The organism is Streptomyces lancefieldiae (assembly GCF_031845825.1).
GTDB classification, from domain to species: Bacteria; Actinomycetota; Actinomycetes; order Streptomycetales; family Streptomycetaceae; genus Streptomyces; species Streptomyces lancefieldiae.
This window is the reverse complement of the sequence record NZ_JAVRFH010000001.1, coordinates 142,971-159,971: the sequence shown is the minus strand read 5'-3', so window position 1 is coordinate 159,971 and position 17,001 is coordinate 142,971. Positions and strand designations below refer to the sequence as shown.

14 protein-coding genes are annotated in these 17,001 nt (G+C 71.5%); 10 read left to right on the top strand and 4 right to left on the bottom strand.

Features of this window, described 5'->3' with window-relative positions; genetic code table 11:
• Positions 1 to 111 precede the first annotated feature (111 nt).
• Positions 112 to 1,137, bottom strand: coding sequence for a multicopper oxidase domain-containing protein (locus RM812_RS00585; RefSeq protein WP_311570338.1), 1,026 nt, complete (start codon positions 1,135 to 1,137; stop codon positions 112 to 114).
• A gap of 199 nt (positions 1,138 to 1,336) precedes the next feature.
• Between RM812_RS00585 and RM812_RS00580 the strand changes: the two genes are divergently transcribed.
• Both RM812_RS00580 and RM812_RS00575 read left to right on the top strand, forming a co-directional pair.
• Complete coding sequence (locus tag RM812_RS00580; RefSeq protein WP_311570337.1) at positions 1,337 to 3,811, top strand: ThuA domain-containing protein; 2,475 nt, start codon at positions 1,337 to 1,339, stop codon at positions 3,809 to 3,811.
• Positions 3,812 to 3,825: 14 nt separating this feature from the next.
• Positions 3,826 to 6,015 carry an OmpL47-type beta-barrel domain-containing protein gene (locus RM812_RS00575; protein ID WP_311570336.1) on the top strand — a complete coding sequence of 730 codons (2,190 nt, stop codon included), beginning with the start codon at positions 3,826 to 3,828 and terminating at the stop codon, positions 6,013 to 6,015.
• 1 nt (position 6,016) lies between these two features.
• Here the strand turns inward: RM812_RS00575 and ligD are convergent, their stop codons facing one another.
• Positions 6,017 to 7,042, bottom strand: a complete 1,026-nt coding sequence (gene ligD, locus RM812_RS00570) for a non-homologous end-joining DNA ligase (RefSeq protein WP_311570335.1) — start codon at positions 7,040 to 7,042, stop codon at positions 6,017 to 6,019.
• Between the two features lie 108 nt (positions 7,043 to 7,150).
• On the opposite strand from ligD, the gene RM812_RS00565 reads away from it, so the two are divergent.
• On the top strand, positions 7,151 to 8,218 hold the full coding sequence (locus RM812_RS00565; protein WP_311570334.1) for an ATP-dependent DNA ligase: 1,068 nt from the start codon (positions 7,151 to 7,153) through the stop codon (positions 8,216 to 8,218).
• A 34-nt stretch (positions 8,219 to 8,252) separates the two neighbouring features.
• On the opposite strand, the gene RM812_RS00560 is transcribed toward RM812_RS00565, so the two are convergent.
• The gene (locus RM812_RS00560; protein ID WP_311570333.1) at positions 8,253 to 9,443 is read right to left on the bottom strand and encodes a zinc-dependent alcohol dehydrogenase; all 1,191 of its coding nucleotides are present in this window, start codon (positions 9,441 to 9,443) and stop codon (positions 8,253 to 8,255) included.
• A 213-nt stretch (positions 9,444 to 9,656) separates the two neighbouring features.
• Here RM812_RS00560 and RM812_RS00555 point away from each other — a divergent pair, with 213 nt between their 5' ends.
• Complete coding sequence (locus RM812_RS00555) at positions 9,657 to 10,709, top strand: DUF3048 domain-containing protein (protein WP_311570332.1); 1,053 nt, start codon at positions 9,657 to 9,659, stop codon at positions 10,707 to 10,709.
• Here the strand turns inward: RM812_RS00555 and RM812_RS00550 are convergent, their stop codons facing one another.
• Positions 10,710 to 11,174, bottom strand: a complete 465-nt coding sequence (locus RM812_RS00550) for a MarR family winged helix-turn-helix transcriptional regulator (protein WP_311570331.1) — start codon at positions 11,172 to 11,174, stop codon at positions 10,710 to 10,712.
• Between the two features lie 210 nt (positions 11,175 to 11,384).
• On the opposite strand from RM812_RS00550, the gene RM812_RS00545 reads away from it, so the two are divergent.
• From RM812_RS00545 to pcaB, 6 genes are all read left to right on the top strand, one after another.
• Positions 11,385 to 12,167 (top strand): CoA transferase subunit A, encoded by a 783-nt coding sequence (locus RM812_RS00545; protein ID WP_311570330.1) that lies wholly within the window; start codon positions 11,385 to 11,387, stop codon positions 12,165 to 12,167.
• Positions 12,167 to 12,811 (top strand): CoA transferase subunit B, encoded by a 645-nt coding sequence (locus RM812_RS00540; protein WP_311570329.1) that lies wholly within the window; start codon positions 12,167 to 12,169, stop codon positions 12,809 to 12,811. Before RM812_RS00545 ends, RM812_RS00540 begins: the two co-directional genes overlap by 1 nt.
• Positions 12,808 to 14,049 carry a thiolase family protein gene (locus RM812_RS00535; RefSeq protein WP_311570328.1) on the top strand — a complete coding sequence of 414 codons (1,242 nt, stop codon included), beginning with the start codon at positions 12,808 to 12,810 and terminating at the stop codon, positions 14,047 to 14,049. Before RM812_RS00540 ends, RM812_RS00535 begins: the two co-directional genes overlap by 4 nt.
• A gap of 204 nt (positions 14,050 to 14,253) precedes the next feature.
• Positions 14,254 to 15,027 (top strand): protocatechuate 3,4-dioxygenase subunit beta, encoded by a 774-nt coding sequence (gene pcaH / locus RM812_RS00530; RefSeq protein ID WP_311570327.1) that lies wholly within the window; start codon positions 14,254 to 14,256, stop codon positions 15,025 to 15,027.
• Positions 15,028 to 15,033: 6 nt separating this feature from the next.
• The gene (gene pcaG / locus RM812_RS00525) at positions 15,034 to 15,639 is read left to right on the top strand and encodes a protocatechuate 3,4-dioxygenase subunit alpha (RefSeq protein WP_311570326.1); all 606 of its coding nucleotides are present in this window, start codon (positions 15,034 to 15,036) and stop codon (positions 15,637 to 15,639) included.
• Positions 15,636 to 17,000 (top strand): 3-carboxy-cis,cis-muconate cycloisomerase, encoded by a 1,365-nt coding sequence (pcaB, locus tag RM812_RS00520; protein ID WP_311570325.1) that lies wholly within the window; start codon positions 15,636 to 15,638, stop codon positions 16,998 to 17,000. The genes pcaG and pcaB overlap by 4 nt, the downstream gene beginning before the upstream one ends.
• The last annotated feature ends 1 nt before the right edge of the window (position 17,001 follow it).

The window sequence follows — 17,001 nt, the reverse complement described above, 5'->3', positions numbered from 1 at the left end:
TGCGAAAGGCCCATGACTCCTGATCCGCTCGTCCCCCGCGCCCGGCCGGCCCCGTGCGTACGGGCACGGGGGCCGGACGAGTCGTACGCGGCGCCCCGCTCCGACCGCTGCTCAGTGCTCGTGGTGCGCCGAGGCACCGTCGGCCCCCTCGGTCCCCTCGGCTCCTTGCGCGTGATCGTGCTCGTGCGGGTCGTATCCCGGTATCGTCCCGTCGGTCTTCTTGACCAGGAACAGCCCCACCATCCCCATGTCGGAGTGGCTCTGCACGTGGCAGTGGTACATCCACGCCCCGGCGCCAACCCCCTCCCCGGCGATGATCTGGAAGCCGAAGGAGTCCGCCGGGCCGGTGATCTTGTTGTCGATGACCTGGCTCGGGTCGTCGGGACCGGTGAGCATGCCGGTGCGGTTGTCCGCCCAGCGGTGACCGTGCATGTGGAAGGTGTGGTAGTACTCGCCGTGGGTGATCATCACGATCTCGACGCGATCGCCCACGGTGGCCTCGAAGTCGGGGCCGGTGTGGGGCTTCCGGTTGTTGATGAGCATGTCGTTGAAGACGATCGTGTGCGTGGCGTCCGGCAGCACGTCGCCCTTGCGCCGCACGATCACCGGCCCGTAGAGGCCGTTGCGGATGCCGTTGGTGCCGTGTGGCGTGCCGACGGCGTGGTCGTGGTAGTGCCAGTAGCCGGCGCTGCCCGCCCGCCAGGTGCCGTCCTGGCGGCGGCCGGGCGTGTGGGTGCGCCAGGTGTAGGTGCGGGTGCCGCCGGGCTCCACGTCGCTCTTGTTCATCGCCGTGCCGTCGCTGGAGATCTCGTAGTCCAGGCCGTGGACGTGCAGGCTCGCCCGCACGTCCATCGTGTTCTCGAACTCGATGTGCAGCGTGTCGCCCTCGTTGAGCTCGATCAGCGGGCCGGGGACGGACGCCTTGCCCTTCTCGAAGCCGTAGCCCATCTGCCCGTCGGGCAGCTTCTCGGCGTACATCTTGATGTGTCTCACCTGGCCCCCGGCCGGTGCCGTCCTCGCCGGGGCCGTCGCCTTCGCCGGGGTGCCCGCGCCGGCGGCCTCCGGTGCGATGGACAACGATGTCGCGACCGCCGCGCCGCCCAGCAGTACCCGCCGGTTGAAACCACGCCTGTCCATGCCCAACTCCCCACGCCGATACGGAATTTGCGGAGACGTAGCCCTGATTGGCCGTGATGAACCTGTGGGACGGTACCGGTTGCGGCCGGGTTTATCCACACTCAGGACAAAGTTCGTTCGATCCCGGTCATACCTATTGGCGAACCACGCAAAGAGGTCTAGCTTCCTTGGCGCTGCTGCCGTGACCGAGGAGGTGCCCATGCACTTACGAGGGTTGAGCGCGAGAAGAAAGACCTGGGCGGCGTTCGCGACCGCCGGTTTCGTCACCGCCGGGCTGCTGTCGGGTCCCGCCGCCAGCGCGCGTCCGGCGCCCGATCCGCCCCTGACAACGATGTCGATCAAGTCGCCACCGGGCGGCGCCGACGTACGGGTGCTGATCTTCTACGGGTCCGCCGCGGCCGGGGACGAGTCACCGGTCGTGAACGCCGGGATCGCCGCCATCGAGCGGATCGGGCTGTCCGGCCCCACGAACGAGCGCTTCAGGGTCGAGGCCACGGACAACGCCTCGGTCTTCACCAACGAGAAGAGGCTCGGCCGCTTCAACGCGATCGTGTTCCTGACCGGCGGCGGTGACGTCCTCGATCCGGAGCAGGAGGCGGGCCTGGAGGCGTACATGGAGGCCGGCGGCGGTTTCGTCGGCATCCACGACGCGGCCCGCGCGGAGCCTTACTCGGACTGGTTCACCGGTCTGGTCGGCGCCCGTCCCGCCGCCGGTCCGGCCAAGGTCCAACGTGCCACCGTCGAGGTCGGTGACCGGCGCCATCCGGCCACCAAGGACCTGCCGCTGGAGTGGAAGCGGCCCGACGCGTGGCTGAACTGGCAGAAGAACCCGTCCGGCGACGTGCACACCGTGGCCCGGGTGCGCGAGTCGACGTACCAGCCCGGGGCGAGCGCCAACGGCTGGGACCACCCGGTCAGCTGGTGCCGGGACTACGACGGCGGCCGGTCCTTCTACACCGGCATGGGCGGCACGGTGTCGTCGTACGACGAGACCGACTTCCGCGCCCATCTGCGCGGCGCCCTGATGTGGACGACCCGGCTGGCGCAGGCCGACTGCAAGGCGACCATCACCGGGAACTACAAGGCCGAGCGGCTCACCCAGCCCAACCAGCCCGGCCAGAACGACCAGATCGGCGAACCCCACGGCCTGGTCACCGCGCCGGACGGCCGCGTGCTCTACATCGGCCGCGGCGGCGCGGACTCCTCCCAGCCGGTGGTGACCGACTGGAACGACCCGGACATCGGCAAGGGCAAGGGCCAGGTCCACGTCTACGACCCGAAGACCGAGAAGGTCACGCTCGCCGGTGAGCTGACCGTCTTCGGCAACAAGGGCGGCGGCGAGGAACTGGTCAAGGTCGAGGAGGGTCTGCTCGGCATCGAGCTGGACCCGCGGTTCGCGGAGAACGGCTGGGTGTACCTGCACTACACGCCGCACTCCGGGCTCAACCGGGACACGCACATGGCCGAGCGCCGGGTCTCCCGCTTCACGCTCGACCGGGCCACGAACAAGCTGGACCTGGGCAGCGAGAAGGTGCTGCTGAAGTGGCCGGTGCAGGTCCACAGCTGCTGCCACGCGGGGGGCGGGATGGCCTGGGACTCCAAGGGCAACCTGTACATCGCCACCGGTGACAACAACTCCAGTGGATTCAGCGACGGTTATTCGGGCAACAACCCCCAGCCCAACTTCAAGGGCGTGTCCTTCGCCGACGCACGCCGTACCGCCGGCAACACCAACAACCTCAACGGCAAGATCCTGCGCATCCACCCGGAGCCGGACGGGACGTACACCCTCCCCGAGGGCAACCTGTTCACCGGGAAGGAGACCGCCGAGGGCGGTGGCAAGACCCGTGGCGAGATCTACGTGATGGGCGTCCGCAACCCGGCGCGCATCTCCGTCGACAAGGCGACCGACACCCTGTACGCGGGCTGGGTCGGCCCGGACGCCGGCGCACCGTCGCCGACCTGGGGCCCGGCCAAGTACGACACGTTCGCCGTGATCACCAAGGCGAGCAACCGGGGCTGGCCGTACTGCATGGGCAACAAGCAGCCGTACCGGGACCGGAACCTGCCGGACCCCTCGAAGCCGCTGGGCTGGTACGACTGCGACCACCCGAAGAACGAGTCGCCGAACAACGACGGCCTGGTCAACCTGCCGCCGGTCACCGGCAACAACATCTGGTACTCGCCGCAGGGCGGCGGCCCCGACTTCCCGCGCGACGAGAACGGGATCCCGTCCTACAAGCAGGAGGAGACCACCTACCGGCTGCCCTGGCTCAAGGGCGGCGGCCAGGCCGCGATGAACGGCCCCGTCTACCGCTACGACGCCGACAGCACCAGCGCCACCAAGTGGCCGGAGTACTGGGACGGCAAGTGGTTCGTCGGTGACTTCTACGACGCCGACCAGCCGCGCAACGCGGTGCTCACCGATCCGAAGACCCAGGGCGACGGCGGTCTGCCGGTGCACTCGGAGTCCCTGAAGAAGATCGTGCCGGTCGGCAACGACGGCATCAAGAACCTGATGGGCTGGAAGTTCGGTCCGGACGGCGCGCTGTACGTCCTCGACTACGGCCGCGGCTTCTTCACCTCGGACTCCAAGTCGGCCCTGTGGCGGGTCACCTACGAGGGCGGCGGGCCGACGCCGGCCGCCGGAAAGCTGGCGAGGGGGACTGAGTGATACGCCGACGAAGAATGTGGGCCGCCCTGTTGGCCGGCCTGCTGATGGTGCTCGGTCTGCAGACGACGTCCGCGTCGGGGCAGCCAGCGAGGCAGGTGCGGGCCGAGGCCGCCGACCAGGTCCTGACCTGGACCGCCGGTGACGACATCAGCAAGTACACGTCCGCGCCCGAGACGGCGGTGGCCGGACCGGCCACGATCGTCTTCGAGAACAGTGCGGCGACCGGCAACACCACCGGCATGCCGCACACGCTGACGTTCGTCACCAGCGACCCCGGGTACAACAGCGACGTCCAGCTGAACATCCTGGCCAACCCGGGCGACGCCCAGGGCGGCAAGCACACCGCCGAGGTCACCCTCACGCCCGGCCGCTACCTCTACCACTGCACGATCCCCGGCCACGGGGAGATGAAGGGCGTGCTCGTGGTGACCGAGGGCGGCGGGGGCGAGGACACGACGGCGCCCGAGACATCGGCGGACGTGGGCGGCACGCAGAACTCCGAGGGCGCGTACGTCGGTTCCGCGAGCGTGACGATCGGCGCCACCGACGCCGGCTCCGGCGTGGACCGCGTCGAGTACGCGATCGGCGCCGACGGCGCCTGGCAGCCGTACACCACGCCGGTCGTCGTCGACCAGGTCGGCGAGCACACGGTGCGCTACCGGGCCTTCGACAACGCGGGCAACGCCGCCGCCGAGAAGAGCGTCACGTTCACCGTGGCCCCCGTGCCCACGGACGACACGACCGCGCCGGAGACCTCGGCGACGGTCAGCGGCGAGCGCGACGCGGACGGCGCCTACATCGACATGGCGACGGTGACGGTCACCGCCTCCGACACCGGTTCCGGCGTCAACACCATCGAGTACGCGGTCGGTGACGGCGCCTGGCAGGCGTACACCGGGCCCGTGATGGTGCACGGGGTCGGCGAGCACACCGTGCGCTACCGCGCCACCGACAAGGCGGGCAACGCCGCGGCGGACAAGAGCGTCGTCTTCACCGTCGTCGCCGCTCCCCCGAGGGACACCACGCCGCCGGTGACCGGAGTGACCGTGGACGGCACGAAGGACTCCGACGGTGCGTACGTCGGCAGCGCCAAGGTGACCGTCAGCGCCACGGACGAGGGCGGCTCCGGGGTGGCCGGCGTGGAGTACTCGCTCGACGCGGGCCCCTACCTGGCGTACACCGCGCCCGTGGTCGTCGACCGCGTGGGCCGGCACACCGTGGCGTACCGGGCGAGCGACAAGGCCGGCAACACCTCCGCTCCGCTCACCGTGAGCTTCACGGTGGTGGCCGGTGGGGGCGTACCCGCGCCGCCCTGCCCGGAGTACGACGAGCGGCTCACGGTGATCGTCGGCACGGTCGACACGGGCGTGCCGAACCGGGTCACGAACAACCGGTGCCGGATCAACGAGCTGATCGAGGACGAGAAGGAGTGGACGTCCCAGGCACTGTTCCTCAAGCACGTGCGGGAGGTGACGGACGGGCTCCTGGCCGAAGGGGTCGTCGACAGGCGGGAGTACCGGGCGATCGACAAGGCCGCCCGCCAGTCCGGGATCGGCCGGCCCGGCCAGACCGAGGGCTACCGCACCATCCTCGACGGCAGCCAGGGCTCCTTCGCCAAGTGGCAGCAGGTGGGCGGCGGTTCGTTCGGGCAGAACCCGGACGGGTCGATCACCTCCAGTTCCACCACACCGGGTATGGGCATGCTGTGGTTCCCGGAGCGGAAGTACGGCGACTTCTCGCTGAAGCTCCAGTGGCGTGACGACGCGCCGGGCACCGCGAACACCAACGGCGGCGTCTTCGTGCGCTTCCCGCAGGTCCACGACCACCCCGAGGAGTCGCGGCCGGAGTGGGTCGCCATCAAGTACGGGCACGAGGTGCAGGTGTTCGACAGCCCGACCGGCGACATGTACAAGACGGGATCCGTCTACGGCTTCGACCGGGTCGGCCTCGCCGGGGCCGGTGTGACGGAGAAGGGCACCTGGAACGACTACGAGATCCGGGTGGTGGACCAGCACTACTCGGTCTACCGCAACGGTGTGCTGATCAACGAGTTCGACAACACCGGCGGCCAGGACTTCTACCCCGAGCGCTCGGACGACCCGGGTACGGACGGGCGGCGGTTCGCCTCCGGCTACATCGGGCTCCAGGTGCACGGCACGACGGACGTGGTCTCGTACCGGGACGTCCGGATCAAGGAGTTGTAGCTCACTTGGGGCCAGGAGCGGGTTTCCTGGCCCTGCTCGGCTGTACCCGGCTGGGTTCTCCCGGCATCTTCGGATACTCGGGCGGGTACGGCAGATCACCCAGTCCGTGGTCGTGCTCGTCCTTCGTCGCCAGTTCCAGCAGGGCGTCGAGGGAGTAGGCCCCCTCGCCCATGCCCGCGTGCACGTCGCCCAGTTCGGCGAAGCGCGCGGGCATGGTCGTGATGTCGAAGTCCCGCGGGTGCGCGACACCCACCTCCTCCCAGCGCAGCGGCGCGGAGACGGGGGCGTGCGGGCGGGGGCGCACGGAGTAGGCGGAGGCGATGGTCCGGTCCCGGGCCGTCTGGTTGTAGTCGACGAAGATGCGCTCGCCGCGTTCCTCCTTCCACCACTTGGTGGTGACCTGCTCCGGCATCCGCCGTTCCAGTTCCCGTCCGACGGCGATGGCGGCGCGCCGCACCTGGGTGAAGGTCCAGCGCGGCTCGATCGGCACGAACACGTGGATGCCGCGTCCGCCGGAGGTCTTGGGCCAGCCGCGCAGCCCGCCGAACTCCTCCAGGACCGCCCTCAGTTCGTGGGCGGCGCGGACGGCGTCGTCGTAGTCGGTGCCGGGCTGGGGATCGAGGTCGATGCGCAGTTCGTCGGGGTGGTCGACGTCGTCGCGGCGGACCGGCCAGGGGTGGAAGGTGAGGGTGCCGTACTGGGCGGCCCACAGGACGGCCGCTTCCTCGGTCGGGCACATCTCGTCGGCGCTGCGTCCGCTGGGGAAGGTGATGTGCGCGGTCGGGATCCAGTCGGGCATGCCCTTGGGCGCGCGCTTCTGGTAGAACCACTCGCCGGTGACGCCGTCCGGGTAGCGCTCCAGGGTGGTGGGCCGCTCGCGCAGGGCGCGCAGGATGCCGGGGGCGACCGCCTGGTAGTACCGGGCCACGTCGAGCTTGGTGTAGCCGTGCTCCGGGAAGAAGACCTTGCCCGGGCTGGACAGCCGCACGGTCCGCCCGCCCGCTTCCAGTTCCACCGCTTCCGCCATGCGAGCCACGGTAGGCGCACCGGGCGGACCTCGCACACCGGCCCGGGGCCGCTCGGCGGCGACGGTGGCCGGCGGGCGGGCCGGGTGGGCCGCTCCTACAGTCGGAGCATGGATCTGCCCGTCATGCCGCCCGTGAAGCCGATGCTCGCCAAGTCCGTGGCGAACATCCCACCGGGCATGCACTACGAGGCGAAGTGGGACGGGTTCCGGGCGATCGTGTTCCGCGACGGTGGCGAGGTGGAGCTGGGCAGCCGCACCGGCAAGCCGCTGACCAGGTACTTCCCGGAGCTGGTGGAGGCGGTGCGGGAGCGGTTGCCCGCGCGGTGCGTGGTGGACGGGGAGATCGTGATCGCGCGGGAGGGCCACCTGGACTTCGACGCGCTCACCGAGCGGATCCATCCGGCGGACTCCCGGGTGCGGACGCTGGCCGAGCGGACGCCGGCCTCCCTCGTGGTCTTCGACCTGCTGGCGCTGGACGACGAGTCCCTGCTCGACGTGCGGCTCGCCGACCGGCGGGCGCTGCTGGGGCGGGCGTTCTCCGAGGTCACGGCTCCGGTGCACGTGGCGCCGGCGACGGACGACATCGAGGTGGCCCGGCAGTGGTTCGAGCAGTACGAGGGGGCGGGGCTGGACGGGGTCGTCGCCAAGCCGCTCGACCTGCGCTACCGCCAGGACGAGCGGGCCATGTACAAGATCAAGCACGAGCGGACGGCGGACGTCGTCGTCGCCGGTTACCGCCTCCACAAGAGCGGCCCCGTGGTCGGCTCGCTGCTGCTCGGCCTCTACGACGACCGGGGCGTCCTCCAGCACGTGGGCGTGAGCGCCGCCTTCTCCATGAAGCGGCGCGCCGAGCTGGTGGAGGAGCTGGAACCGCTGCGCATGGACGACGTCCGGGGCCATCCGTGGGCCGCCTGGGCCGAGGAGGCGGCGCACGAGTCGGCCCGGCTGCCCGGCGCCCCCAGCCGCTGGTCGGGCAAGAAGGACCTGTCGTGGGTGCCGCTCAGGCCGGAGCGGGTCGTGGAGGTGGCGTACGACCACATGGAGAACGGGGCGCGCTTTCGGCACACGGCCCGCTTCCGCCGCTGGCGCCCGGACCGGACGCCGGAGAGCTGCACCTACGCCCAGCTCGAGGAGCCGGTCCGCTACGACCTGGCGGAGATCCTCGGCGGCCCCTGAGCGGCCCCTGAGCGCTCCCCACGGCCGCATCGGCCTACGGCTTCATCAGGATCTTGACCGCGCCGTCCTGCTTCTTCTGGAACATCTCGTACGCGTGCGGCGCGTCCGCCAGCGGCACCCGGTGGGTGGCGAAGTCGTCGACGCCCAGGGGGTCCTCGTCCGTCAGGTAGGGGATGATCTCGTCGCTCCAGCGGCGTACGTTGGCCTGTCCCATCCGCAGCTGGACCTGCTTGTCGAACAGGGTGAGCATCGGCATCGGGTCGGCCATTCCGCCGTAGACGCCGCTCAGCGAGATCGTGCCGCCGCGCCGCACCAGCTCGATGGCGGTGTGGAGGGCCGCGAGCCGGTCGACGCTGAAGCGCTCCGCCAGCGGGCCGCCGATGGACCGGGGCATCACGGCCGCGGCCTGCTGGACCAGCTTGGCGGCGGCTCCGCCGTGCGCCTCGGTGCCGACCGCGTCGATCACGGCGTCGGGGCCGCGGCCACCGGTCTCGTCCTGGATCGCGGCGACGAGTTCCTTCTCGCTGTCGAACGACCGCAGGTCGTACGTCTCCACGCCCCGCTCCCGCGCCCGCCGCAGCCGCTCCGGCACGAGGTCCACGCCGAACACCCGGCCGGCGCCGGTGGCCCGGGCGACCCGGCAGGCCATGTCGCCGATCGGGCCGAGGCCGAGCACCGCGACGCTGCCGCCCTGCGGGACGCCGGCGTAGGCGACCGCCTGCCAGGCCGTGGGCAGGACGTCGGAGAGGTAGACGAAGCGGTCGTCGGCCGGGCCCTCGGGCACCTTGATCGGGCCGTACTGCGCCTGCGGCACGCGCAGGTACTCGGCCTGGCCGCCGGGGACGGCCCCGTACAGGCGGGTGTAGCCGAACAGCCGGGCGCCCATGCCCTCGCCGGTGACCTGCGTGGTCTCGCACTGGGTGGGCAGTCCCGTGTCGCACATGTAGCAGTGCCCGCACGCGATCTGGAAGGGCACCACGACCCGGTCGCCGGGCACCAGGCCGGTCACCTCGGGGCCGACCTCCTCCACGATCCCCATGGGTTCGTGACCGAGGATGTCGCCCGGTGTCATGAAGGGTGTGAGCACCTCGTACAGGTGGAGGTCGGAGCCGCACAGTCCCGAGGACGTGACACGGATGACCGCGTCCGTCGGCTCCTGGATCGTCGGGTCGGGCACGTCCTCGACCCGGACGTCCCGTTTGCCCTGCCAGACAACCGCCTTCATCGCCTCGCGCTCCTTCCGTGGCTCGTGTCCGACGCAGGTGCGCGCGGGTGTCGCACGCCCGTCCTGCGTGGACGGCCGGGTACCCGGCCGTCCACCGGCGAACCGCCGCCCGCTGGGCCGAACAGCGGATTCCGGGTGCACTGCCACATTCAGTCGGGTATGGCACTGATTGCTGTCAGAAACACACAATCATTGACATGGAATGGGTGCCGGATGGTCGGAATGCGTCGAGGTACGCGCAGACGGGACCGTGCCGTACGGCACGGCACACGGGTCGGCACCGGGCCGGCACTGCTGGCCGCGGCAGTGGCCGTGTCGCTGGCCGCGGGCTGCACGGCGGGGTCGGGAGCGGAGGACGACGCGCGAGCGCCCCACACCAAGCCGTCCCACGACACCGGGCGGCCGCAGGACACGCAACGGCACGGCACACCACCGCCGCGCGACGCACACGGCACCGCGTCCGTACTCGCCGTGAAGCTCGACAACGTGCCCGCGGCCAGGCCGCAGGCGGGACTGGATGCCGCGGACGTCGTCTACGTGGAACCGGTGGAGGGCGGACTGAGCCGTCTGATGGCGATCTACGCGACCGAGCTCCCGGAAGTGGTCGGCCCGGTGCGCAGCGCCCGGGAGTCCGACCTGGAGCTGCTGCGCCAGTTCGACCGGCCGACGCTCGCGTTCTCCGGCGCCCAGCGGAAACTGCTCCCGCTCATCGACCGTGCGCCCCTGCGGGCCGAGCCACCGGACAGGACGTCCGACGCCTACGTCCGGCACGAGGACCGGCCCGCGCCGCACAACCTGTACGTGCGGCCCGGCCGACTGCTGCCGTCGCCCGCCGGTCCCGCCGCCCTCACCACGGGGTTCCACCACGGCGAGGCCCCCGCGGGCGGCCGGCCGCAGTCCTCGCGCACGGTGCGCTATCCCTCGGCGAGCTTCACCTTCACCTGGTCCGAGGGGCGCGGCCGCTGGCTGGTCACCATGGACGGCAGCCCGGCACCGGCGACGGCATCGGCACCCGCACCGGCGACGGTCGTCGTCCAGCACGTGAAGGTCCACGAGTCCGCGTTCGGCGACTTCCGGGGCAACAACTCGCCCTACGTGGAGTCGGTGGGTTCCGGCCGGGCGGAAGTGCTGCGCGACGGGCGCGCCTACGAGGCGACGTGGAAGCGCCGGTCGGCCGCGGACGGCACCTCCTTCACCGCGCCGGACGGCGCGCCGGTGAACTTCGCCGACGGCCAGGTGTGGGTGGTGTTCGCGAAGACGCCCTGATCAGTTCGTCGCCACGCTGGGATCGGCGGGGTTGCGGAGCCCTTCGGCGGCGTCCGCGACCCGCTGGATGAGATCGAAGAACACGGCCTGCTCGCCGGCGGAGAGCGGTGCGAGGAACACCTGGTTCATCCGGGCCGTCCGCACGCTCAGCTTGCGGTGGACGCGCAGGCCGTCGTCGGTCGGGCGCAGCAGGAAACGGCGGCCGTCCTGCGGATCACGGACCTTGTCCAGCAGCCCGCGGCGGTCGAGCCGGCTGATCACCTCGGCGATGGTGGACCGGTCGAGCCCCACCCGCTCCCCCACGGTGCGCTGGTCCAGGCCCGGTTCGGCGACGAGCGCGTTGAGGACCGCGAACTGCGGCGAGGTGGTCTCCTCGGAGACCATCGTGTTCCACAGCAGGTAGTGCGCCTGCTGCAGCCGCCGGGCCAGGTGCCCGGGATGGGTGGTGAGGTCCACCGCGGCCATGTGCGCTCCCGTGGTCGCATTCGTATGTGCACTGAACAATACCCCGGACCTCGCAGATGATGTCCGTCACCACACAAGCGGCCCACCTCGCGTTTTCCGAGGTCTTGACGCTTCGGCTCTCCAGTGGCAGCGTGTGGGAAACCTCGCCGAAATACTCAGTGCGCTGATTAATTTGTTTCTCGGGCGCCAGGAAGAGATGGGGCTTCTCGGATGGACAAGGTGGTGGCCACAGCCGCTGAGGCGGTGGCCGACGTGCCGGACGGCGCATCGCTCGCGGTGGGCGGTTTCGGGCTGAGCGGTGTGCCGAACGTGCTGATCCAGGCGCTGTACGAGCGCGGGGTCGGCGAGCTGTCGGTCGTCTCCAACAACTGCGGGGCGATGGAGTCCGGGCTGGCGGTCCTGCTGGCCGCGGGGCGCATCGCCAGGGTGACCGGGTCCTACATCGGCGCCAACAAGGAGTTCGCGCGGCAGTACCTGGGCGGGGAGTTGGAGGTGGAGATGATCCCGCAGGGCACGCTGGCCGAGCGGTTGCGGGCCGGTGGTGCGGGCATCCCGGCCTTCTACACGCCGGCGGGGGTGGGCACGCAGATCGCCGAGGGCGGGCTGCCGTGGCGCTACGACGGCTCCGGCGGGGTCGCGCTGGCGTCGCCGCCGAAGGAGGTCCGCGAGTTCGACGGCGGGGAGTACGTGCTGGAGCGCGGCATCCGCACTGACTTCGCCCTGGTCAGGGCGGCGAAGGGCGACCGCCACGGCAACCTGGTGTTCGCCAGGTCGTCGCGGAACTTCAACCCGCTGGCGGCCATGGCGGGCCGGGTCACCATCGCCGAGGTGGAGGAGCTGGTGGAACCCGGCGGGATCGACCCGGACGCCGTGCACCTGCCGGGGATCTTCGTGCAACGGGTGGTCGCGCTCACTCCCGAGCAGGCCGCCGACAAGAAGATCGAACGGCGCACGATTTCCGCGCCTTCGGCACGAGGGACGGTGAGCAGCTGATGGCCTGGACGCGTGAACAGATGGCCGCGCGGGCCGCGCGTGAGCTCGAGGACGGCCAGTACGTCAACCTCGGCATAGGTCTGCCGACGCTGATCCCGAACCACCTCCCCGAGGGCGTGGAGGTGACCCTGGAGTCCGAGAACGGCATCCTGGGCACCGGCCCGTACCCCACGGACGACCAGGTCGACCCCGATCTGATCAACGCCGGCAAGGAGACCGTGACGGTCCTGCCGGGCGCCTCCTTCTTCGACTCGGCGCTGTCGTTCGGGATGATCCGCGGCGGGCACATCGACGTCGCCGTGCTCGGGGCGATGCAGGTCTCCGCCACCGGTGACCTGGCCAACTGGGCCGTCCCGGGCAAGATGATCACCGGGATCGGCGGGGCCATGGACCTCGTCCACGGCGCGCGCACCGTCATCGTCGTCATGACCCACACCGCGAAGGACGGCTCCCCGAAGATCCTCGAGGAGTGCGCGCTGCCGCTCACCGGCAAGGCGTGCGTGAACCGGATCATCACCGACCTCGGCGTCCTCGACGTCACCGACGACGGCCTGGTCCTGGTGGAGACCGCACCGGGCGTGGACGTCGACGAGGTCGTCGCCAAGACCGACGCCGGGCTAGTCATCGCGGAGGACCTGAAGTGAAGGACGTCTACGTCGTCGACGCGGTGCGCACCCCGTTCGGCAAGTACAACGGCTCCCTGGCCGGCGTGCGCCCGGACGACCTGGCCGCACACGCCGTCCGTGAACTCCTCGCCCGCACCCCCGGCCTGGACCCGTCCCGGATCGAGGACGTGTACTTCGGCAACGCCAACGGCGCCGGCGAGGAGAACCGCAACGTCGCCCGCATGGCCGCCCTGCTCGCCGGACTGCCCACCTCCGTTCCCGGTGTGACCGTGAACCGGCTGTGCGCCTCCGGTCTGGAGGCCGTCGTCCAGGCCGCCCGCGCCATCGCGGTCGGGGACGCCTCGATCGTGCTGGCGGGCGGCGTGGAGTCGATGACCCGGGCCCCGTACGTGCTGCCCAAGTCGGACCGGCCGTTCCCGGCCGGGCACGCCGAGCTGTACTCGACCACCCTGGGCTGGCGCATGGTCAACCCGAGGATGGACCCGCAGTGGACCATCCCCCTCGGCGAGTCGGCGGAGCTGATCGCGGACAAGCACGAGATCGGGCGGGAGCAGCAGGACGAGTTCGCCCTCGCCTCCCACCACAAGGCCGCGCAGGCGCAGGCGGACGGCCTGTTCGACATCGAGCTCGCGCCCGTGCCGGTGCCGCAGCGCAAGGGCGACCCGGTCGACTTCGCCGCCGACGAGTGCGTACGCCCGGGCGCGTCCCTGGAGGCGATGGCGAAGCTCAAGCCGTCGTTCCGCACGGCGAGCGAAGCGAGATGGGGGTCCCCCCGGCCGGAGGCTGGGGGAGGCACCGTGACCGCCGGGAACGCCTCGCCGCTCAACGACGGCGCCGCGGCGCTGCTGCTGGTCGACGAGGAGGGCCTGAAGGCCACCGGCCGCGAGCCGCTGGCCCGGATCTCCGCCACCGGCGTCTCGGCGAACGACCCGCAGTACTTCGGTCTCGCCCCCGTGGAAGCGGTGAACCGCGCCCTCGCCAAGGCCGGCCGCACCTTCGCCGACCTCGACGTCCTCGAACTCAACGAGGCCTTCGCCGCCCAGGTACTGGGCTGCGTCGCCGAGTGGCCCGAGTTCGACCCCGCGATCCTCAACCCGCAGGGCGGAGCCATCGCCCTCGGCCACCCGCTCGGTGCCTCCGGTGCCCGTCTCGCCGGCACCGTCGCCCACCAGCTCGCCCGCAAGGGCGGCGGCACCGGCATCGCCACCCTCTGCATCGGCGTCGGCCAGGGCCTCGCCCTCGTCCTCGACCGCTAGGGCCTGACCGGCGGATCATGCCGCGGACGCGGGGTCCGGCACGCACATCCGCCGCGTTGTCGCCGGTTGCCAACGCTCCGCGTTGTCGCCCTCCTCCGCCTTGCAGCTGTACGCACCAGACCCCGCTCACCGGCGCCGAACAGGCACCGCCACATTCCTGCGGCCTGATCCGCCGGACAGGCCCCAGTCACCCCGGGAACCCCCATGACTCTCACTCAGCACGACATCGACGCGGAGATCGCGGCCGAGCACGCCGCGTACGAGAAGCGGGTCGCCGACGGCTCGCCCGTCGAGCACCACCCGCGCCGCGACTACGCCCCGTACCGCTCCTCGGTGCTGCGCCACCCGAAGCAGCCGCCGATCAACATCGACGTGGCCAAGGACCCGGAGCTGGTGGAACTGTCCTCCCCCGCCTTCGGGGAACGGGACCTCACCGCCATCGACAACGACCTGACCCGGCAGCACACCGGTGAGCCGGTCGGCGAGCGCATCACCGTGTCGGGCCGCCTGCTGGACCGCGACGGACGCGCGGTGCGCGGACAGCTCGTGGAGATCTGGCAGGCCAACTCGGCCGGTCGCTACGCCCACCAGCGCGAGCAGCACGACGCGCCGCTGGATCCCAACTTCACGGGCGTGGGCCGCACCCTCTCCGACGACGACGGCTTCTACCGCTTCACCACCATCCAGCCCGGCCCGTACCCGTGGCGCAACCACGTCAACGCCTGGCGCCCGGCCCACATCCACTTCTCGGTCTTCGGCTCGGCGTTCACCCAGCGGCTCGTGACGCAGATGTACTTCCCCAACGACCCGCTCTTCCCCTACGACCCGATCCTGCAGTCCGTGACGGACGACGCGGCCCGGCAGCGGCTGATCGCGACGTACGACCACAGCCTGTCCGTGCCGGAGTTCTCGCTCGGCTACCACTGGGACATCGTGCTCGACGGCCCGAACGCCACCTGGATCGAAGAAGGACGCTGACCCGCCATGACGAAGATCGACACCAGCGGCCCGGAGAACGTACTGCCCACGCCGTCCCACACGGTCGGCCCGTTCTACGGTTACGCGCTGCCCTTCCGCGGCGGCGAGGACATCGCGCCCCTCGGGCACCCGGACACGATCACCGTGCACGGGTACGTGTACGACGGCGAGGGCGACCCGCTGCCGGACGCCCTCATAGAGCTGTGGGGGCCGGACAGCGAGGGCAACCTGCCGTCGGTGGACGGTTCGATGCGGCGCGACCCCGCCTCCGGCGGCTTCCTCGGCCGCAACGGCGTGGAGTTCACCGGCTTCGGCCGCATCCAGACCGACGCGGACGGGCACTGGTACGCGCGGACCCTGCGCCCGGGCGCCCTGGGCCGCAACGCGCCGTACGTCAGCGTGTGCGTCTTCGCGCGCGGACTGCTCGTGCACCTGTTCACCCGGCTCTATCTGCCGGGTGACGAGGCGGTGCTCGCCGCGGACCCGCTGCTGTCCCGGGTGGACCCCGAGCGCCGCGACACGCTGATCGCCGCCGACGAGGGCAATCGGACGTACCGTTTCGACATCCGCCTTCAGGGCGAGGGCGAGACGGTCTTCCTGGAGTTCCAGTGACATCACCCGCCGATCACGCCCATCACGCCGGCATCGACACCGACGCCGACACGAGCCTGCTCGCCCCCGGGTGGGCGGGCTCGCCGGCCGCGTCCGCGACCGGTGACCGCGCCCATCTGCGGGCGCTGCTGGACGCGGAGGCGGCGCTGACCCGGGCCCAGGCCGGGCTGGGCCTCGCCCCCGCCGAGGCGGCGAGGGCGGTGACCGACGCCGCCGACCCGGCCCGCTTCGACGTGCGGTCCCTCGCCGAGCGCGCCCGGAGCGGCGGGAACCCGGTGATCCCGCTGGTCGCGGACCTGACGGAGGCGGTCGGCGCGGAGTACGGCCCGTACGTGCACCGGGGTGCGACCAGCCAGGACATCATGGACTCGGCGACGATGCTGGTCGCCGCCCGCACCCTGGACCTGCTGCTCCCCGATCTCGCCCGGACCGAACGCGCCCTGGCCGGGCTGGCCGCCGAGCACCGGGACACGGCGATGCCGGGCCGGACGCTCACCCAGCACGCCGTGCCGACGACCTTCGGGCTGAAGGCGGCCGGCTGGCGCACGCTGGTGCTGGACGCCCGGGACCGGATCGCCGCCGTGCGCGACGCGCTGCCCGCCCAACTCGGCGGAGCGGCAGGCACGTTGGCGGCCTTCGAGGCGTACGGTGCGACGGACCCGACCGCGCTGCCGGCGGCGTACGCCCGTGAGCTGGGGCTGCGGGCGCCGCTGTTGCCCTGGCACACCCTGCGCACCCCGGTCGCCGACCTGGCCGGATGCCTCGCGTTCACCGCCGGGGCGCTCGGCAAGGTCGCCGAGGACGTGCTGACCCTCTCCCGCACCGAGATCGCCGAGGTCTCCGAGGGCAGCGGCGGCGGCTCGTCGGCGATGCCGCACAAGGCCAATCCCGTACGGTCCACGCTGATCGCGGCGGCCGCCCGGCGCGCGCCGCAGCTCGCGGCGACACTGTACGGCGCCCTGGCCGCCGGGGACGAGCGGCCCGCCGGGGCCTGGCACGCCGAGTGGGAGCCGCTGCGGGAGCTGCTGCGGCTGGTCGGCGGGGCCGTGCGCGACGCGGCCGAGCTGACCGAGGGGCTGCGGGTGCGTCCGGACGCGATGCGCGCGCACCTCGACCTCACGCACGGGCTGATCGTGTCGGAGCGGCTCTCCGCCGCGCTGGCGCCGGTGCTCGGGCGGGCCCGCGCCAAGGAGCTGCTCACCGAACTCGCCCGGCGTACGTATGCCGAGGACCGCAGTCTGGGCGAACTGCTCGCCGAGGTACCCGAGCTGAAGGGCCTCGACCTCGCCACCCTGACCGACCCCGCCCGCTACACCGGCTCCGCCGGAGCCCTGACCGACCGCGCCCTGGAGCGACGTTGAC